The sequence below is a fragment of the Mycobacterium sp. HUMS_12744610 genome (genome assembly GCF_041206865.1).
Lineage (GTDB): Bacteria > Actinomycetota > Actinomycetes > Mycobacteriales > Mycobacteriaceae > Mycobacterium > Mycobacterium servetii.
Genome location: NZ_JBGEDP010000001.1, coordinates 1,293,321 through 1,308,526, shown reverse-complemented (window position 1 = coordinate 1,308,526; position 15,206 = coordinate 1,293,321). Strand labels below are relative to the sequence as shown.

The window sequence follows — 15,206 nt, the reverse complement described above, 5'->3', positions numbered from 1 at the left end:
GCCGTGGTGCGGCTGGACGACCTGGACCAGCAACTGGTCGGGCAGTTGGTGGATCGGGCCCGCTCGCAGGGGCTGCAGCTGACCGGCGAGGGCGGGCTGCTGGCCCAGCTGACCAAGACGATCATCGAGTCCGCAGCCGAGGGCGAGCTCGATGAGCATCTCGGCTACGCCAAACATGACCCGGCCGGCCGTGACGGCGGCAACTCCCGCAACGGCAGCCGCCCCAAGACCGTGCTCACCGACATCGGGCCGGTCGAGGTCGAGATGCCGCGGGACCGCGAGGGCACGTTCGAGCCGCAGATCGTGCGCAAGCGCCAGCGCCGGCTGTCCGGGATTGAGTCGCTGGTGATCTCGTTGTCGGCCAAGGGATTGACCCATGGCGAGATCTGCGCGCACCTGGCCGAGGTGTACGGCGCGCAGGTGTCCAAGCAGACCATCTCCACGATCACCGACCGGGTGATCGAGGGCATGAGCGAGTGGCAGAACCGGCCGCTGGATGCGGTGTATCCGGTGGTGTTCATCGACGCGATCAACGTCAAGATCCGTGAGGGCAACGTGGCCAACCGGCCGATCTACACCGCGCTGGGTGTCACCGTGGATGGCACCCGCGACGTGCTGGGGCTGTGGGCCGGTGAGCACGGCGACGGGGAGGGGTCCAAGTATTGGCTGCGGGTCTTGTCGGAGATCAAGAACAGAGGGGTCCAAGACGTCTGCATCGTGGTGTGCGACGGTCTGAAGGGGCTGCCCGACGCCATCGCCAACGTGTGGCCGGCCGCGATCACCCAGACCTGCGTTATTCACTTGCTGCGCAACAGTTTCCGCTACACCTCGAAGAGGGACTGGGCCGCGATCGCCAAAGACCTCAAGCTGGTCTACACCGCGGCCAGTGAGTCCGCGGCGCTGGACGCGTTCGCCGCGTTCGCCGAGAAATGGGAACAGCGCTACCCGGCGATCATCAAACTGTGGGAGAACGCGTGGGCCGAGTTCGTGCCGTTCCTGGCCTTCGACAAGGAAATCCGCGGCGTGATCTGCACGACCAACAGCGTCGAAAGCCTCAATTCGCGCATCCGCAGGGCGGTCAACGCGCGTGGACACTTCCCGACCGAGCAGGCCGCGCTCAAATGCGTCTACCTGGCGATCATGAGCCTCGACCCCACCGGCAAAGGCCGACAACGCTGGATGAACCGATGGAAGGCACCCCTCAACGCCTTCGAGATCGCCTTCCCCGGACGACTGACCCAAGGCCGAAAGTAACACTACGACAACCAGTTACACCGTTAACTTGACAGTCTCACCTCGTGCCGCGGGGGAGGCTTTCCGAGTCGAAATAGACTGTGCAAGCGGCACGTTCAGTTGCGAGCCGTCAGCCGATGGGTGAAGTCTGGGCCGGTGTAGGTCAGCGATCATCCGCCCCAAGCGTTGAGGAAATCTCGTGACGTGAGCGCGGGTACCGCCACTTCGGGTCATGACCTTCTCAGCGCGACGCGGTGGTCGCTGAGAGGGTAGTCGGCATGGCGATTTGCGGGGACGCAAGGTAGTTCAGGCTACAGGGATCGCGCGATGATCTCTTTCATGATTTCGTTAGTTCCGGCGTAGATTTTCTGGACTCTCTGGTCGACCCAGAGACGAGAAATCGGGTAGTCGTTCATGTATCCGTAGCCGCCATGCAGCTGCAAGCAGTTATCGATGACGGTCATCGCGTGTTCTGTCGTCCACCACTTCGCCATCGCTACGGTTTGCACATCGAGCTTGCCGTGGAGATGCAAACAGATGCAGTGGTCGAGGAAGACACGCGCGATGCGGGTTTCGGTGGCGGCTTCAGCCAACGTGAACTTGGTATTCTGAAAGCTGAACAGATTGCGGCCGAACGCTTCTCGTTCGTGGGTGTAACGCAAGGTGTGCTGCAACGCCGTCTCCATGGCGGCGACGGCACCGACTGCGACGATCAACCGCTCCTGTGGCAGCTGAGTCATCAGCTGGATGAAACCCTGACCTTCGGTTTCGCCGAGCAGGTGGGACTTGGGCACGCGCACCGCGTCGAAAAACAGTTCGGAGGTGTCTTGGCCGTGCTGGCCGATCTTGTTCAAGACGTGCCCGCGGCGGAACCCGGGCCGGTCGGCCTCCACGACGATCAACGAGATGCCGCTGGCTCCGTGATTTGGATCAGTTTTGGCGACGACGATTACGAGGTCAGCTTGTTGACCGTTGGTGATAAAAGTTTTGGAGCCACTGATCACATAGTCGTCGCCCTCCGCTACTGCTCGCGTGGTGATATTCTGCAGATCGGAGCCGGTGCCGGGCTCGGTCATCGCGATCGCACCGATAAGTTCGCCGGAAGCCATTTTAGGCAGCCAGCGCTGCTTTAATTCTTCTTGGGCATACTGAAGGACGTAGTGCGCGACGATGCCGCTGTGCAGGCCCGCGCCCCACGAGCTGTCAGCGATGCGGGCTTGCTCTTCGAGTAATACTGCTTCGTGGGCGAAAGTTCCGCCGCCACCGCCGTATTCGACCGGTATCGACATACACAGCAGGCCGAGATCTCCGGCGCGCTGCCACAACGCCCGGTCAACGTGGTGCTGTTGAGCGAACCGCTCCCGGTGAGGTGCGAGTTCAGTGGCGCAGAACTTGGCAGCCAGCTCGCGGACTGCGTCGAGTTCTGAAGTGCGCCAGGGCGAGTTGAGGTTCATCAAGAAGCCTTTCTGCTGTCGAGCCTGTCGAGATTCGCTGTCAAAAATCAGTTCGGCGTCAGAATCGCCTGGCGGCTGTGCGGCTACGTTTGCCTGTACCGCAGCGGATTTCGCGCCGACGCCAGCCCGGGAAGAATCGTGTCGAAATGAGCTAGGGACAATATCGGCCCGCCAAGAGACAGTGCGGGCGTGGAACTGTCACCTGCGTGCTCATCGCCTGCGCAAGTCGACGGGAAGGCCGTCGACGGGGATGGGCAGCGAGGTGTTGTCCCACCTGGCGGTGTAGTCGGGCCGCACACTCCAGGTGTAGGTGCGCAGCATTTGGTGCAGGATGGCCTTGACTTCGAGCATGCCGAAATGCATCCCGATGCATTTGTGGGCGCCTCCGCCGAAGGGGATCCAGGCGAAACGGTGCGCGTTGTCCTCGCGCCGCTGTGAGTCGAAGCGCAGGGGATCGAAGCGGTCGGGCTCGGTCCAGACGTCGGTGACGAAGTGGTTGACCGCCGGAGTGATGGCCACCAGGGTGCCGGCCGGGATGTAGTAGCCGGCAATAGCGGTGTCTTCGACGGTCTTGCGCATCACCAGAGGCACCGGGGCGAGAAGGCGCAGCGACTCCTTGATGACGAGGTCGAGGTCGGTCAAGCCCTCCAAATCGTCGATATCGAGAACCTTGTCGCCGAAGACGTCGGATTGGGCGCGCACCCGGTCCTGCCAATCGGGATGTTTAGCCAGGTAGTAGGCGACGGCGGTGGTGGTGATGGTCGAGGTGTCGTGGGCAGCCATCATCAAAAAGATCATGTGGTTGATGACGTCGGCGTCGGTGAACTGTTCGCCGTCTTCTGTGCGGGCCTGACACAGCGCGGTGAACAAGTCGTCGCTGCCTCCGGAGCGAGCCTGGGGCAGGTGACGGGTGAAATAGTTTTCCAGGACCCGTCGACCACGGATCCCGGCCCGATACCGGGTGCCGGGCAGCGGCGCGCGGACGATGGCGCTAGCAGCGCGGACGGTCGCGATGAAAGCCCGGTTGACCGCCTCGCTTTCATCCTTGCCGCGGCCGCCCATGAACACATCGGTGGCGACGTCGAGTGTCAGGTTCTTCAGCAGGCGATACAGGCGAGTCGATGGCCCGGTCGGCCAGGCCGGAACGGTGGCGCGCACGCACGGGGCGACCTGTTTGACGTATCCGGCCAGCCGGGGCCGGGTGAACGCCTCTTGCATGATGCGCCGGTGCATCCGGTGTTCATCGAAGCTCATCAACATCAGTCCGCGATGAAAAAACGCATCGATGAGGAAGCTCCAGCCGTCTTGCGAGAACGCCTTGGCGTTGCTGGTCAATGCTTGCTGGGTGGCCTCCGGTCCGGCGATAACCACCATCTTGGTGCCGAAAGCTCCCATCCAGGTCACAGGCCCAAGCCGGGCATAGCGTTCGCGGCCGAGTTCGCAACCAAAGCGGATGTAGTCCAAGGTGTGCCCAACGAAAGGCAGCCCAGGGTCACCAGGAACCGGCTTGAGACCGCTGCCAGCCGGTGGAGCCGCCAAATCGCGCACCGGCCACCGCCGGCTCAGCTCGCGCCAGCCGTCCTCGACGCGGCGGGGGGCCGGAACCAAAATCACCGACGACAAGCGCTCGCGGGCCTTATCGACCGGAGCGTGCAACAACCCAGTCATGAGCATTCCTTCGCACTCCTCTGAACACACAGATCGCCATCGACCGCTGGCAGTTCTCGCGTGACTGCGCCTAACCGGTGATACCCCGAATCATTTACAGGGATCGGTTAAATGTCAAGCTTCAGACAGTTCGGCTCAATCTGTCACAGATGGGTAGTCCAGTCGCAGATACCGCAACGCGACCTGCGAAATACGCCCCGCTGTGGCTGCGGCGTCGTCAGTGGGCAATACCAGGTGGCTGACGGTCAGCCGGACCAAGGCGTCGACGACATCCCGTACATCCTGGGCGTCGAGCCCCGGGAAATGGCCGATGAACCACTTGATCATCGTTGCCGAGGACAACTCGAGCAGCGACGCCGATGTCGGCAGCAGCGGCAATACCCCGGTGTCGGGCGACCCGGGCCCGGCGTCGGTCCCCCGGTTGGAGGTCAGTACCGCTTTCAGCAACGGGCTGGACTCCGCCTCGTCCAGGGTGTAGCGGACGGCGGCCATGATGCCTGCACCGGCGTCGCGGGCATGCTCTTCGAGCACCGCGCGAACGCCATCCAAGAATTGCTCGCCTTCGCGGACGATCAGCGCGTCGCCGAGTCCTTTCTTGTCGGTGAACTCCTTGTACAGCGTCGGACGAGAGACACCCACCAGCTCGGCGACTTCACTCACCCGTACTCGCTCCCAGCCCTTCTCGATCGTCAGGGCCCGCGCAGCGTCCAACACTTGTTCGCGCATGTGCCGGCGAAACGACATTCGCATAGATTCGCTGGGCATGGTCGGTAGGATAAACCGCGAGGCCGTCTAGCCAGGCACTTCGCTCTATGGATCAACCGGCCGGCAGCATTTCTGGACTGCACATCAGCCCTCCCGGATGGGTGGATCGTGGCCTCGCGACCGCTCACGGCGTCTCCACCTTGCATGCTGCGCTACTTCTAGTAGCGTAGCGATACCGATAGTCTCGCTACGGGGGAATACATGACCGACGCTCCTTCAACGGGCTCGGGTGCGGGGCCTGCGCTTTTGTCGCGTCCCGCACCGCCTGCCGATGTGGCGAGGCCACGCGAATACAGCAGGCGGTTAGCGGCCCTGGCCGGGTTCACCGTTCGGCACAAAGCGCTGGCGATCGGGGCGTGGCTGGGTACGGCCGTGCTGCTGGCGATGCTGTTTCCCCAGCTGGAGACGGTGGTGCGTGAGCAATCGGTGAACCTTCTCCCGCGAGACGTTCCGTCGTTGCAAACAGTGGACCGGATGAGCGCGGCCTTCGGTGAACAGGGTTCCAAGACGGTGGTGTTCGTTGCGATGGAAGACCCCGCGGGGTTGACGCCTTCGGCGCGGCAGCGCTACGACCAGCTGCTGGCGCGGCTGCGCGCCGACACCGGCCATATCTTGCTGGTGAAAGACTTGCTGGCCGATCCGGTCACCGCGTCTCAGGCGGTCAGCCGCGACGGCAAGGCGTGGTACCTGCCGGTGGGTGTGGCCGGCACGTGGGGCGATCCCACCGCGGCCGCATCGGTGCAGGCGGTGCGCGCCCTCGTCGCAGAGGTGTTCGCGGGCTCGTCGACCACCGCGTATGTGACGGGTCCGCCGACGACGTTCAGTGACATGATCTCCTCTGCCGAGCACGATCTACTGCTGATCTCGATCGCAACGGCCGGGCTGATCGCGTTGATCTTGCTGATCGTCTACCGGTCGGTGTTCACCGCCCTGCTGCCGCTGCTGGTGATCGGGATAAGCCTGGCCGTTGGGCGCGGTGTACTGTCCGCGCTCGGCGAAATCGGCATGCCTGTCTCCCAGTTCACTGTGGCGTTTATGACCGCAATCCTGCTCGGCGCGGGCACCGACTACACGGTGTTTCTGATCAGCCGATACCACGAGCAGCGCCGCGCCCAGGTTCCCGCCGATCAAGCCGTCATCGCCGCCACCGCCAGCATCGGCCGGGTGATCATGGCCTCGGCGGCCACCGTGGCGTTCGCCTTCTTGACCATGGTGTTCGCCCACCTGAGCGTGTTCGCCGCCCTCGGTCCGGCCTGCGCGGTCGCCGTACTGGTCGGGTTCGCAGCCACCATCACGCTGCTGCCGCCGGTGCTGGCGCTGGCCGCCAAAAGAGGCATCGGCGAACCCAAATCTGACCGCACCCGGCGCTACTGGAACAGCGTTGCAGTCGCGGTGGTCCGCCGGCCGGTACCGCTGTTGATCACCAGCCTGGTCATCCTGCTGGCCCTGACCGCGGTCGCGGCGACCATGAAGATCAGCTACGACGACCGCAAAGGCCAGCCGGCCGGCACCGCCAGCAACCAGGGCTACCGCCTGCTGGACCGCCACTTCCGCAAAGACAGCATCGTCACCGAATTCCTGCTCGTGGAAAACCCGACCGACATGCGCACTGGAAAGGGGCTGGCCGACCTCGACGAAATGGCCTCCCGCATCGCGCAAATCCCCGGCGTCACCAAAGTATCCGGAGTCACCCGCCCCACCGGAACCCGCCTCGAGCAAGCCCAACTTTCATGGCAAAACGCTCAGATCGGCGACAAGATGGCCCGCGCCGTCGCCGACGGCAACACCCGAAAAGACGACCTCACCAAACTCACCAACGGCGCCGGCCAACTCGCGGAGGGCCTGGCCCAACTCGACACCACCCTGCGCACCGCCCTGACTCCGCTAACCGGAATACTCACCCAGGCCCAGTCTGCCGGCACCCCGGCCCAGCAGTTGCGGCCTTTGCTGCAACAGCTTTCGGCCACCGCCCCCGCCGTCGATCAAGCCATCCAATCCGGCCCCGGGCTGCGGCCTATGGCCGACCAAGCTCAAAACGCCATCGCCGTCCTCGACCCCCTCGCCGGTGCCCTCAACAGCTCCCCGTGGTGTGCCACCACAACGCAGTGCACCCAGATCCGTGACCAAGTCCAGATTCTGGTGAGCCTGCGTGACAATGGGTTCTTCACCGAGGTCGCCGATCTCGGCGACCGCTACAACCCCGCCACCAATGCCACCGTCACCGGCACCCTCATCAACGTCCAGTCAGCCGTCGGCGCACTGGACAAAGCCTTCGGAACCCTCGGGGACCCCGCCGACCTTGCCGGCAACATACGGCGCCTCCAGGACGGCGTCGGCCAGCTTGCCTCGGGCGCCCAAGCGCTGGCGACCGGCGTGCACACCCTGGCCGACAGCAACATCGACATGCTTTCCGGGATGAGCCAGATCGCCATCCAACTGCAAAACTCAGCCCGGGCCAGCGCCCGCTCAGATTCCTCCAGCGGCTTCTACCTACCCGCCGATGTCTTCGAAAACCGCCAATTCGCCGACGTGGCAAAGCAATTTGTCTCCCCCGACGGTAAAGCCGCGCGCTTTGCCATCGAATCCAATTTCGACCCCTACAGCGCCGAAGCAATCCACCTTGCCCACCAGATCACCGACATCGCCAACGCCGGCCGGCCCAACACCGCGTTAGCCCACGCCACCGTGTCAGTCGCCGGCTTTCCCGCCGTCAACTCCGACATCCAACGCCTGCTGCGCGCCGACTTCGCCCAACTGGCCATCGCTACCCTGCTCATCGTCGGGCTCATCCTGGTACTGCTGCTGCGCGCTGTGCTGGCCCCGCTCTACCTGCTGGGCACCGTGGTGCTCAACTACCTCGCCGCACTGGGCATCGGCGTGCTTCTATTCCAATGGGGGCTGGGCTATCCCATCGCCTGGCCGGTGCCCCTGGTGGCATTCATCATCCTGGTCGCGGTCGGCGCCGACTACAACATGCTTCTCGTGTCGCGGCTGCGTGAAGAATCAGGACGCAATATCCGCGTCGGCGTACTACGTACCGTTGCCAACACCGGCTCGGTCATCACCTCAGCGGGACTCATCTTCGCCGCCAGCATGTTTGGCCTGATGGTCGGCTCGGTGGCCATCATGGTCCAAGCCGGATTCATCATCGGCTGCGGACTGCTGCTCGACACCTTCCTCGTGCGCACCCTCACCGTCCCCGCCATCGCCACACTCCTACGCCAAGCCAGCTGGTGGCCCAACACACCGACCTCGACCACACCCCCGCACCCGCACCCGCCCGGCCACCGCCCGCGGTGAACTGCATCGCAGCGCCGGCCCGTCGGATAACGCCCCCCAACAACGTCGGCATCTGCCGCAGCCGCAAACGGTCGAAGGGGTGCCTGCGGCCACGAGGGACGAGTCGAGAGACTGTCAAGTTAACGGTGTAACTGGTTGTCGTAGTGTTACTTTCGGCCTTGGGTCAGTCGTCCGGGGAAGGCGATCTCGAAGGCGTTGAGGGGTGCCTTCCATCGGTTCATCCAGCGTTGTCGGCCTTTGCCGGTGGGGTCGAGGCTCATGATCGCCAGGTAGACGCATTTGAGCGCGGCCTGCTCGGTCGGGAAGTGTCCACGCGCGTTGACCGCCCTGCGGATGCGCGAATTGAGGCTTTCGACGCTGTTGGTCGTGCAGATCACGCCGCGGATTTCCTTGTCGAAGGCCAGGAACGGCACGAACTCGGCCCACGCGTTCTCCCACAGTTTGATGATCGCCGGGTAGCGCTGTTCCCATTTCTCGGCGAACGCGGCGAACGCGTCCAGCGCCGCGGACTCACTGGCCGCGGTGTAGACCAGCTTGAGGTCTTTGGCGATCGCGGCCCAGTCCCTCTTCGAGGTGTAGCGGAAACTGTTGCGCAGCAAGTGAATAACGCAGGTCTGGGTGATCGCGGCCGGCCACACGTTGGCGATGGCGTCGGGCAGCCCCTTCAGACCGTCGCACACCACGATGCAGACGTCTTGGACCCCTCTGTTCTTGATCTCCGACAAGACCCGCAGCCAATACTTGGACCCCTCCCCGTCGCCGTGCTCACCGGCCCACAGCCCCAGCACGTCGCGGGTGCCATCCACGGTGACACCCAGCGCGGTGTAGATCGGCCGGTTGGCCACGTTGCCCTCACGGATCTTGACGTTGATCGCGTCGATGAACACCACCGGATACACCGCATCCAGCGGCCGGTTCTGCCACTCGCTCATGCCCTCGATCACCCGGTCGGTGATCGTGGAGATGGTCTGCTTGGACACCTGCGCGCCGTACACCTCGGCCAGGTGCGCGCAGATCTCGCCATGGGTCAATCCCTTGGCCGACAACGAGATCACCAGCGACTCAATCCCGGACAGCCGGCGCTGGCGCTTGCGCACGATCTGCGGCTCGAACGTGCCCTCGCGGTCCCGCGGCATCTCGACCTCGACCGGCCCGATGTCGGTGAGCACGGTCTTGGGGCGGCTGCCGTTGCGGGAGTTGCCGCCGTCACGGCCGGCCGGGTCATGTTTGGCGTAGCCGAGATGCTCATCGAGCTCGCCCTCGGCTGCGGACTCGATGATCGTCTTGGTCAGCTGGGCCAGCAGCCCGCCCTCGCCGGTCAGCTGCAGCCCCTGCGAGCGGGCCCGATCCACCAACTGCCCGACCAGTTGCTGGTCCAGGTCGTCCAGCCGCACCACGGCCTCCTCGTCGGCCGACTCAACGACGGTGTCACCGATAATCACATCAGTCACAGTGCTCTCCTTCTTCCTCAGGAGTTACACCGTTTAACTTACAGACCCCGAGTCGAAAGCCGCCTGTGAAGCTCAGTTTTAGTTTTAGTCGTTGAGCCGGTAGACGGCGTGGGCGGTGTAGGTGGTTTTGACGGCGCCGCCGGGGGTTGTTTCGATTTTCATGAGTGCGTGGATGCGGACGCGATCACCGACTGCCAGGCCGCGCGCTTGGTCCTTGCCGATGCGGCCGAGTTTGACCGTCACGGTCTCTCCGTCGTCTTGCTGAATGAGCCAGGACGAGACCGCGCTGACGGTGAGGTATTCGCCGATGATTTGCACGGGTTGTTCGTCGAGGTTGGCGTTTTCGACGGTGGCGGCGATGTAGGCGGCGGCCGTTGCCGACACGGTGACGCGGCGGGTGGCGCGGGATGGTTGCTGCCAGTCGATTTCGACGTCGAATCCGGCGCGGTCCAGTGTTTTGGACAGGTCGCGTAGGGCCGAGGCGGTACGTGGTCCCATCTCGGCGAGCTGTTGGACGAACCGGGATTGCGCTGGGCTGGGCCCGATGTCGTTGCCGGCGCTGAACACATCGATGGCCGCACCGATTGCGGTGTCGAGCAACTGATCGTCGGTTTCCAGTTCGGCGAACATGCCGACTTTGCCGCCGGCGTGGCCGGTTTCGGTGATCGGTGAGGTCGCCGGGGTGAGGGTCAAGATGATCGATCCAGGCCCGGGTGAGGCTCTGAGCAGCAGGTCGGTGCGCCGGCGCACGTCGGCGTTGGGTTGGCGTCCCAGCGCTTTATCGCCTTGTTGGGCTGCCCCGACCGCGGTGGCCAGGCGTTGAAATCCGGCCATCACGCGGGCGACTTCGGAGACCCGCGCCGAGGCCCCGGTCACGCCGTCGCCGCTGAGGCGGATGTTGCCACGCGAGGGCAGGGTTCGCCCGAGGCTATCGTCGGCGATCAGGGCCTCGACGCTGATGCGGGATAAGTCATCAGGAGTACTCCAGGCTGGTGTGTCGTCGTCGGTCATCGCCGCCAGGATCGCCGCCTGCATCCGGTCGAGGTCATCCTCACTGGTAGTCATCGACGATCACCTCCACATATCCGCAGCGCGGCAGCGCGTCCTCGCGTACGGGCGGCGAACCCGTTGGGCCAGAACGCATTCGCTGCAGGTAATCATCGACCCGGCCTCGTCGCTCCAAGTATTGGGGCAGGTAGCGGTCCTCAATCTCGGTGTCGGGTTGGCAGTGCCAGGCGACGACCGAAGTATCCACCCGCACTCCGACAACGCGACGCAGCGTAGCGCGCTGCGCGAACGCCCGCAGGATGTTGGCGCTGGCCGGGTCCAGGTGGGCTTTGGACAACTCCAGGTCCTCGGCCCAATACACACACGACACGACCTCGGGTTCGGGCTCCTCGGACAGGAACCGTCCGTAGAGCCAGCAGGCGTTGACGTGCACGTGGCGACAAAGCAGGCTTGTCGCCGACTCCCAGTCCCGCCATAGGTGCTGCCGGTGCTCGCCGCGCCCGTTGACGAATCGCTGGTAGACCTCGGCCCGGCTTGCCCGGTAGCGACCGGGTGGCAGTAGCCCACCGGATGGATCCAACTCCGGAATCACACCATTGCCCCTCCTGCCGGACGGCCTGTTGGCTCTACCCGACCGCGCGGGCGGGGTGATCTGTGCTCAATCCCGTGAAACCCGAAAGCGATTCATCATCGGCTGGGTCCTGGTCGCTGGCCGCGGCGAACAACGCGTCGATCACCTCGTCGATGCCGGCCACCGCCTCTTGCGCCGCCTCGACCAGCCCGGCGGCCGCGACGTGCTCACCCCCGGCGGTCAACGCGGTAGTGAGGCGCTCTCGCGCGGCCAGCAGCCGGCCAAAGTCGAGCCCCGCGGCGGGTGCCGGTTTGTCGTCGGCGGCGAACGCGCGGATCAGCTCGTCGACCGCCTTACGCTGCCGGGTCGTCATCCGCTGCGCTTCGGCCGGAGCCTGATACACCGCAGCAGCCGGGGCGCTCACCCCCGCCGCCGCGAACGCGACGTTCTCCGACACGTCGGCCAGGAAGGCGATCGCCCGGATCGATGCGTCTGACGGGCGGGTGGCGTAGGTGCCCTGCCGCAGGCGATTCAGCGTGGCGTGCGAGATATCGTGGCCGGCGCGCTGCGCCAGCTCGGCCAGGCGGCGTCCGGATGCCCCGCCGTGCCGTGTGGCGGCGATCTCGATCAGGTCGATCAGCGACTTGCTGGTCTTTGCCATAGCGTTACACCCACTCCCTCGCTACCCTGACGCGCGCGTGCGCCCGAAACCCATTGTTGCGGCGCGTGGAACACGAGTCAAGCGCAACACGCGGTCGCGGTAACACCCCAACCGAATAACGATTCTGTAATCTGCCTCATGTGTCAGACGGCATCGCGATGGTGAGCGTGCGGTTTCCCGCCGAGGCGGCGGTGGGTGGCGGCGTCTGGGTGTTCGGGCCACAGCCGCCGGCCCAGGGCGTGTTCCAGGCGAGCCAGCGAGCCGATGTCGCACAGCACGGTGCCGGCCAGGATCCGCCCGATGGTGGTGTGTGCCACCCCGCTGACCACAGCCAGTGCCCGCTGACCGGTAGCGGTCTCGGCCATCGCCGCCCCCAGCGCGCGGGCCAGATGCTGCGCGGCCGACGCCGACGGCGGGGCATCAGGTGTCATGGCGGCGTTAGGCCAGAGGCCTCTGGCCACGTAAGCCACCGGCGGCTTATCGCCGTTGCTGCGCGCCACCAGCCCACCCTATCCCGCAGCCCCGCCGCATTCAGGCAGGCTGTCGGACCCCCCTGCTCGAATGGTGCATACATGCACCATTATGGATGGAGGCGGCATGGCCAACGTTTCACCAACGGCGCGGACCCGTGGTGAGCGCCGGGCAGCAGTTGCTGTTGCCGCTGGGGTGGGGGCCGGCCATGGCTGAGGGCAGCTTGAGCGCGGCGGTGGCGGCAGTGACCGGGGCGTGGATCGCCGACGGCGCGCTGTCGGTGCAGACGCTCGACAAGTTCGGCTTGCTCGCCCGCCGTTTCGCCCGGTTCGCCGCCGCGCATGACGTCACTACCCTGGCCGGCGTCGATCGAGTGTTGGTCGCGACATTTGTTGCCGCCAAAGGCCGCACCCGACACGGGACCGTGTCGGCTGCGGCGGTCGCGACCATGCACAACCGCCGCGCCGCGCTGCGCGCGTTCTACCGCACCGCCCGCCGGCTGCGGCTAACCCTCGACGACCCCACCACCGACATCGACGTCCCAGCACGTCGGTCCTCGGCCCGGCGCCCACTCACCGATGACGAAGCCGCGCTGGTGCGGCTGTTCTCCGAACACGCCACCCCAACCCGCCACGCCGCCACCGCCGCACTGCTGCTTGCGGGGGCGCACACCGGCGAACTCGGTCACATCAGCGCCGCCGACCTCGACCACCGCGCCGCCACCGTGTGGGCGCACGGATCAGCCAAGCACCGGGCCCGGCTGCTGCCCCTGGACACCTGGTCGGTGCGGGTGCTCGTCGAACGCGCCGCCCACCTCACCGAACCGCTTCCTCGCGGCGGCCACCCACCGGTGCTGTGCACCGGCGCCCACGGCAGCGACGCCCACAAACAGGCCCGAGTGTGCGTGACCGTGCGCGACATCCTCACCCGCGCGGGACTATCCGACGACAGCGGGGTACGACCCGCATCGCTGACCGCCTACGCCGCGCGCCGCGAGTTCGAGCGCACCGGCCGCATCGAGGACGCCGCCCGCCTTATCGGCTCGCCCTCGCTGGACACCACCGCCGCCCTCATCGGCTACGCCTGGCACGACCCCGGCGGCGCACCATGAAGCGCGACACCGCCACGCCGACGCCGGCCTATGGGGCCCAGCGCATCGAGCAGCGCCGGCTGGGCAAGCTCGAAACCCCGACCGATCTCACGCTGCTCGAAATCGACACCATCGAAGCCGTCGCCTCACACGAGGTCATTTACCACCTGGCTGCGATCCTGCCCGTCCACGAGCCCGGAACTCCCGGCCGGCGCCCGCACTACCCACCGTGGGTGCACGTGCTGCACAAAGCATTGACCGGGGTGCTCGGCTCACACAGCAAGGCCGCCCGCGCCATGGCCCACCCCGCCTACTGGCGCTCGATCCGCCAGCACGCCGCCAAACACGGAGCCCCCACCGCGCAGCGCCGCCCACCGCAGCGATGGCACCACAACTACGCCCAACGGTTGCTCGACGACCACGCCAACGAGCTGCTCACCGCGTTTCGGCCGCTCGCCCGCCGGCTGGCCACCGAACTCGGCTGCCTGGCCCACACCGCCCCTGTCTCGCACACCAATCCCGCCCGGGGACAATACGTCGTCGGCGATGGCACCGTGGTGGCCGCGCCCGTCCGTAAGGCCACCGCCGACCGGTGGGCCGAAGAGGGTGGACGCCGCGTCCACGCCGGCATCGAAGTGCAAAACGGCGAAAACGACAGGGAGTTCCGCTACGGCACCAAGTTCACCATGCTCGCCACCCGCCCCAACGCCATCCGCAACAACCGCGTCATCCTCGATGTCGACGCCGTGCCGGCGGGCAAAGGCTACGGCGGCGAAGCCCGCATCGCCGTCGACATGATCGACCGCGTCATCGCCGACTCCGACGTCCGCTGCGACGGCGTCTGCTACGACGGCGCCTTCCGCGGCAAACACATCGACCACGCCATGAAACACGGCCTGACCGTGCTCTCACCCATCCACGACGGCACCCGAAAACCCACCGCACTGGCCCGCCTCGACTGTGCCTGCGGCGAGGTTCACAACCTATGGACTCAAGACGGGCGCATCTGCCAACGCCAGATCCTCGACACCGGCGACACGCACCTGCAACCCTGCCCAACCGCCAAGATCTACTCGCGCCGCAACGCCGACGGAAATCACCGGTGGTACATCGAGTTCGCGACTCCCACGTGCGGCACCGTGCAGCGAGAGCGCATTGACACCACCGACGACGACCGCAAGCGTGGCTACAATCGGGCAGAGCACCTGCGCCAGCACGTCAAAACCGAGGACGGCGACAGCGTCTACGACCGCTGCTACGGGTGGCGCGAAGACTCCGAAAGTCTCAATAACACTCTCGACCGCACCCTCTACGGCGGGCGCATGATCGCCTACTCGGCTGTTCGCCAACTGACCGTCATGCTCGGATTCGGCCTGGGCCGCAACGCAATAGCGGCCTACCTGCACCGACGACGACACCCAGACGAGCGAGCAGCCTAACGCCGGCCACCACGACGAGCGACCCCAAGCTGCCCACGGACGCCCACGCGTCGCGTGGCCTTTGTCATGCCCGATACACTCACACCCGCCGGACT

At 65.6% G+C, this 15,206-nt stretch carries 12 protein-coding genes; 4 read left to right on the top strand and 8 right to left on the bottom strand.

The annotated features are described in order from the left end of the window. The first annotated feature begins 3 nt into the window (after window positions 1-3). Complete coding sequence (locus AB8998_RS06620) at window positions 4-1,254, top strand: IS256 family transposase (protein ID WP_369741449.1); 1,251 nt, start codon at window positions 4-6, stop codon at window positions 1,252-1,254. Between the two features lie 290 nt (window positions 1,255-1,544). Here AB8998_RS06620 and AB8998_RS06615 read toward each other — a convergent pair whose 3' ends face one another. The 3 genes from AB8998_RS06615 to AB8998_RS06605 form a co-directional block, all read right to left on the bottom strand. Beyond that, window positions 1,545-2,687, bottom strand: a complete 1,143-nt coding sequence (locus AB8998_RS06615) for an acyl-CoA dehydrogenase family protein (protein ID WP_208863226.1) — start codon at window positions 2,685-2,687, stop codon at window positions 1,545-1,547. 210 nt (window positions 2,688-2,897) lie between these two features. Continuing rightward, complete coding sequence (locus AB8998_RS06610; RefSeq protein ID WP_067971104.1) at window positions 2,898-4,355, bottom strand: cytochrome P450; 1,458 nt, start codon at window positions 4,353-4,355, stop codon at window positions 2,898-2,900. 135 nt (window positions 4,356-4,490) lie between these two features. Next, window positions 4,491-5,081, bottom strand: a complete 591-nt coding sequence (locus tag AB8998_RS06605; protein WP_067971106.1) for a TetR/AcrR family transcriptional regulator — start codon at window positions 5,079-5,081, stop codon at window positions 4,491-4,493. A gap of 240 nt (window positions 5,082-5,321) precedes the next feature. Between AB8998_RS06605 and AB8998_RS06600 the strand changes: the two genes are divergently transcribed. Beyond that, a complete protein-coding gene (locus AB8998_RS06600; RefSeq protein WP_369737145.1) occupies window positions 5,322-8,420 on the top strand; it encodes an MMPL/RND family transporter in 3,099 nt (1,032 codons plus the stop codon). Between the two features lie 146 nt (window positions 8,421-8,566). Here AB8998_RS06600 and AB8998_RS06595 read toward each other — a convergent pair whose 3' ends face one another. The 5 genes from AB8998_RS06595 to AB8998_RS06575 form a co-directional block, all read right to left on the bottom strand. Further along, on the bottom strand, window positions 8,567-9,817 hold the full coding sequence (locus AB8998_RS06595; RefSeq protein WP_369741449.1) for an IS256 family transposase: 1,251 nt from the start codon (window positions 9,815-9,817) through the stop codon (window positions 8,567-8,569). A 138-nt stretch (window positions 9,818-9,955) separates the two neighbouring features. After that, the gene (locus tag AB8998_RS06590) at window positions 9,956-10,936 is read right to left on the bottom strand and encodes a hypothetical protein (RefSeq protein WP_067970585.1); all 981 of its coding nucleotides are present in this window, start codon (window positions 10,934-10,936) and stop codon (window positions 9,956-9,958) included. Further along, the gene (locus tag AB8998_RS06585) at window positions 10,923-11,459 is read right to left on the bottom strand and encodes a DUF6932 family protein (protein WP_369737144.1); all 537 of its coding nucleotides are present in this window, start codon (window positions 11,457-11,459) and stop codon (window positions 10,923-10,925) included. Before AB8998_RS06585 ends, AB8998_RS06590 begins: the two co-directional genes overlap by 14 nt. 46 nt (window positions 11,460-11,505) lie before the next feature. After that, on the bottom strand, window positions 11,506-12,111 hold the full coding sequence (locus tag AB8998_RS06580; protein ID WP_369737143.1) for a hypothetical protein: 606 nt from the start codon (window positions 12,109-12,111) through the stop codon (window positions 11,506-11,508). A gap of 143 nt (window positions 12,112-12,254) precedes the next feature. Further along, window positions 12,255-12,611 carry a helix-turn-helix domain-containing protein gene (locus tag AB8998_RS06575; protein ID WP_154677567.1) on the bottom strand — a complete coding sequence of 119 codons (357 nt, stop codon included), beginning with the start codon at window positions 12,609-12,611 and terminating at the stop codon, window positions 12,255-12,257. Window positions 12,612-12,742: 131 nt separating this feature from the next. On the opposite strand from AB8998_RS06575, the gene AB8998_RS06570 reads away from it, so the two are divergent. Further along, the gene (locus AB8998_RS06570) at window positions 12,743-13,693 is read left to right on the top strand and encodes an integrase (RefSeq protein ID WP_235653590.1); all 951 of its coding nucleotides are present in this window, start codon (window positions 12,743-12,745) and stop codon (window positions 13,691-13,693) included. Next, window positions 13,690-15,111, top strand: a complete 1,422-nt coding sequence (locus tag AB8998_RS06565; RefSeq protein WP_235653591.1) for a hypothetical protein — start codon at window positions 13,690-13,692, stop codon at window positions 15,109-15,111. The genes AB8998_RS06570 and AB8998_RS06565 overlap by 4 nt, the downstream gene beginning before the upstream one ends. Window positions 15,112-15,206: the final 95 nt, after the last annotated feature.

Excerpts from the sequence above, each read along its gene's own strand:
- AB8998_RS06615 (WP_208863226.1), bottom strand. The coding sequence starts at position 2,687 with ATGAACCTCAACTCGCCCTGGCGCACTTCAGAACTCGACGCAGTCCGC.
- AB8998_RS06610 (WP_067971104.1), bottom strand. The coding sequence starts at position 4,355 with ATGACTGGGTTGTTGCACGCTCCGGTCGATAAGGCCCGCGAGCGCTTG.
- AB8998_RS06605 (WP_067971106.1), bottom strand. The coding sequence starts at position 5,081 with ATGCGCGAACAAGTGTTGGACGCTGCGCGGGCCCTGACGATCGAGAAG.
- AB8998_RS06600 (WP_369737145.1), top strand. The coding sequence starts at position 5,322 with ATGACCGACGCTCCTTCAACGGGCTCGGGTGCGGGGCCTGCGCTTTTG.
- AB8998_RS06590 (WP_067970585.1), bottom strand. The coding sequence starts at position 10,936 with ATGACTACCAGTGAGGATGACCTCGACCGGATGCAGGCGGCGATCCTG.
- AB8998_RS06580 (WP_369737143.1), bottom strand. The coding sequence starts at position 12,111 with ATGGCAAAGACCAGCAAGTCGCTGATCGACCTGATCGAGATCGCCGCC.
- AB8998_RS06565 (WP_235653591.1), top strand. The coding sequence starts at position 13,690 with ATGAAGCGCGACACCGCCACGCCGACGCCGGCCTATGGGGCCCAGCGC.